We start from the raw sequence: 3625 nt of genomic DNA on the forward strand, positions 1-3625 counted from the left end.
GGTAAAATTTGAAAAATTGAATTTGGTGCAGTTTGTCTTCTTTCCGCAGTAAACGAATTATGATTGAAACCATCTACCAAGGCAAATTGCGAAGTAGCCATCCAGTTCATGATACCCAATACATTGGTCAGATTATTAATATTGGCATTAAGTGATAGTTTTTTTGAAATATCATAGCCCGCACTTAAATTTAACTGCCCAAAGCCAGGTAAATCGAATACATTCGCAATATTGGCTGGTCTTGCCCCCATATATTTGTAATTCAACATCACAAAACCTTTATTATAAGTAAAGATTGGCGAAATATTGGCCATGAGTTTTGGAATGTTCACTGCACGATTACCGTTGAAATCAGCTATTTTATCATCTGCTCTTCCGTTTACTCCAACAAGCCAGTTTTGCCAAGTAGTTGCAATTCCATCTTGATAGGTAGCATTAGCATTTAAACTTAGGTTTTTGGTCAAATTGATATTTACCTCGGCCTCTAAACCTAAAGTTCGGATTTCGTTATAAACAACTGGTGTATAGTAAGCTGTGCCATCGGTTTCTTGAGCAATGGTAGTAACAGGAATATTACTTAAATTACTATAAAACGGAATAATTGAACCCGAAGCTTTTTTACCTTTAAACTTATATCCTAACTCAAATTGAGTAATAGTTTGGGCTTTTACTTCTGGGCTAGCACTTGGATTTGTAAAGTTATCGTTATAGAAACCGTAGTCAGGAGCTTTTTGACTATTCGAGAAACGAGCGTAAATGGAGTTTCCTTTGTTTAAGAGATAATTTACACCTCCAGAATACGAGAATAAATTAAGTTTTGAGTTATAACTAACCGTTGTACCTTTAACAAAATAAGAATTATCAAAGAGTGTTGTTAGATTTCCATCAAGTCCTCCGGTTGTAGAAGTTGGTGTCGGAACTCCAATCTGATTACCGCCCTTTACTCCAATACTTTCAATTCTGAGTCCCAAGTCAATATTGAGATTTTCGGTAGGTTGAAAGCCATCATTCAAGAAAAATGCTACCTGATTTTGTTTTACGTCGGCCGACCTAAAAGCCAATCCACCACCCGAAAGACGAGCATATCCTAAAGGATTTGTTACTTTTTGAGCGACTCCGGCAGGGTTAGTCCAAGTAATATCAAGCGGAGATGCAAGGTTTTCGATGGGTCTCAGCGAAGTGTTTGCGGTACCAGCCACATCTGTAATAAAATTTGTAAATGCCAAATAGCTACCAGCCGTAATTGAGTGTTTGCCCAATTTTTTGTTAACAGTAATTTGGTCAATTACTTCACCAAGGTGAGCTTTGATATAATTAGAAAAATTAAACAACACGGCATTTGGTACGATACTTTGGCCAGGAAGATTATTTTTGGTAACTGTGAAACTTGGACCTCTCGAAAAATCAGCTGAAACGGTGGCTAATTCTTGACCAGTGGCTCTGTCCTTAAAAGAAAATTGTCCGGGGCCAGCCATTCCCATGAGTGCATAAGTAAGCACACTCGTCAAGGAAGTAGGGGTTGACATGATAGTAATATCTTGCTCAATACCTTTCAATGAGCCTCGAATGTTGTTTGTAAGCGTCCAACCATTTTTTAGGTTGAGATTAAGCTCAGAACCCAGCATTTTATCCTGACTATGAATCAATTTTGATGGGTCAAATGTGAAAGAATCCGTATTGTTCCATAAAGGCTGTTTCGATTCGCCAGCTGGTAACATATAGCTAAACGTATTACTGAAACCATTGACAATCGTAGGGTTATCGTAGTTTTGAGCAGGAAGATTCTGCGGAATTCCGTTTCTATCATCCAAAATCTTTGCATAGAATTTTAACATTCCGCCATTGGCTAAAGTTTTCACAACGTTAGCTTTGATTTGTCCGCCTTTGTTTTGGGCATAACCAGGGTAGCGTTGGCCGTCTGAATGGCGATAAAACCCACCAATGTTATAGTACCAATTGTTTTTACCCAATTTTCCGCCAAAATTTGCATCAATACGGTTGAAAAGATTAATTCCGTCACCCTCAAGACCAACTTTATAAGCAATTTCGTTAACAGGTTTCAAACCTGTGTTAGAGATGTAGTTAAAAATTCCACCCGGTGCATTATTTGAGGCAATGGCCGCTGAACCACCTCTTACTGACTCTAAATTAGCTAAAGTAGCATCTGCACGATAAAATCTATCAGCAACCACAGTTCCTGAAGTGATATTCGTAACAGGCAGACCATCTTCCATTAAAGATACATAATAATAACCATTTACACCCGATGGCGTAAACTGGTTGGCATTTACACCTCTTGAATAAACGGTGTTATTGATCTCTCCTAATGCAGAGTTTACAAAAACTCCAGGTGTAAAACTCAATAAATCTGCTGCACTATTCGGTGCCAATCGAGCTATAGTTTTACTATCTAATTTGCTGATGGCTATAGAAGACTCCATGGCCGTACGTTTGTCAAAAACCCCCGTAACAACCACTTCATCCAAGCTCTGTGTGTCTTCCGTCAAGCTAATGTCAGTTGTGGTCTGATTACTCAGAGTTACTTCTTTGGACGCATATCCAACAAATGAAAAAACAAGGGTTTCTCCACTTTTAGCATCTATCGCGTATTTACCGTCTCGGTCAGTCGTAGTTCCTTTAGTAGTACCTTTAATTACAACACTTACACCTGGTAGTTTCTCTCCTTTATCGGAGTTTACCGTTCCGCTGATGGTTTGGGCGTAAGCAAACACGCAGGTAAATAGCATTAAAGCAAGAAAAACAGTAGTTTTTTGCCAATAAGAGTTAGATAAAGAAATTTTGTTCATAAATTTGGTCGGTTTTAAATTTTAACGAGTTTAAATGCCAATCAAAAAATCTGAAGCCGTTTTCTATTCGCAGTAGAAGCGGCTTTTTTATTGACTTTTGATAACAATTTGTTGTACAAAAGTAATATAGGAATAATTTAATTTATTATCAATATTCTGCTATTGACTGACAAAATCAATCAATGTTCTTAGCATACCTTATTAAATAGCACAATTTACTGTGAAAATAAAAAGCCTTGTCTAAAATTTAGACAAGGCTTTAGGAGATATATTTTAACCATATGATGAAATTCGTACAGATGGAATTTCTCTCAAATTACACTATTACAGCATTATAAATACCTTTTTGATAGCAAAATCAAACAATTATTTATCAGAATCAATCATTTTAGTATAAAACAAAAACCGCAGCTTAGGACTGCGGTTTTTGAAATCTATTTCTGAGAGTTGCTGATTACTTTTTTTCTTTTTTCAAAACCAACTCTACATCATTATCCATAATCTTAAATTTGAGTTTGATAACCTCTCCCTCTAATTTACCCGCAATTTTTACATCGTTTTCCATGATATTGATTGTAAATTCAAGGTCATTGCCTTTAATTTTTCCATCTTTCAGTGCGATTTCGGTACCATCTGGGCCTGTGGTAGTTCCTGTCAATTTCTCGCCATCAGCTTTGAAGTTGTAGGCTACATCAAATTGGTCCATCACTTTGCCAACCCATTTTCCGTTGACATCTTGAGCGAATGTTGCGATAGTTACTGCAAAAAAGAAAAAAGCGGTTGCGAAAGTTTTCTTTAACATTGTTTTGGTTGTTTAA

The 3625-nt window shown here is 36.8% G+C and carries 2 protein-coding genes; both read right to left on the reverse strand.

What is annotated here, in order from left to right:
- On the reverse strand, positions 1-2807 hold a 2807-nt coding region (locus ACOVO2_RS11040), incomplete at its 3' end, for a TonB-dependent receptor domain-containing protein (RefSeq protein ID WP_421770026.1).
- Positions 2808-3261: 454 nt separating this feature from the next.
- A complete protein-coding gene (locus ACOVO2_RS11045; RefSeq protein ID WP_421770027.1) occupies positions 3262-3609 on the reverse strand; it encodes a hypothetical protein in 348 nt (115 codons plus the stop codon).
- Positions 3610-3625: the final 16 nt, after the last annotated feature.

This window comes from Emticicia sp. (assembly GCF_049241225.1).
Classification (GTDB): Bacteria; Bacteroidota; Bacteroidia; order Cytophagales; family Spirosomataceae; genus Emticicia.

Bases quoted from the DNA above. Each gene is read 5' to 3' on its own strand.
- ACOVO2_RS11045 (WP_421770027.1), bottom strand. From the start codon at position 3,609: ATGTTAAAGAAAACTTTCGCAACCGCTTTTTTCTTTTTTGCAGTAACT.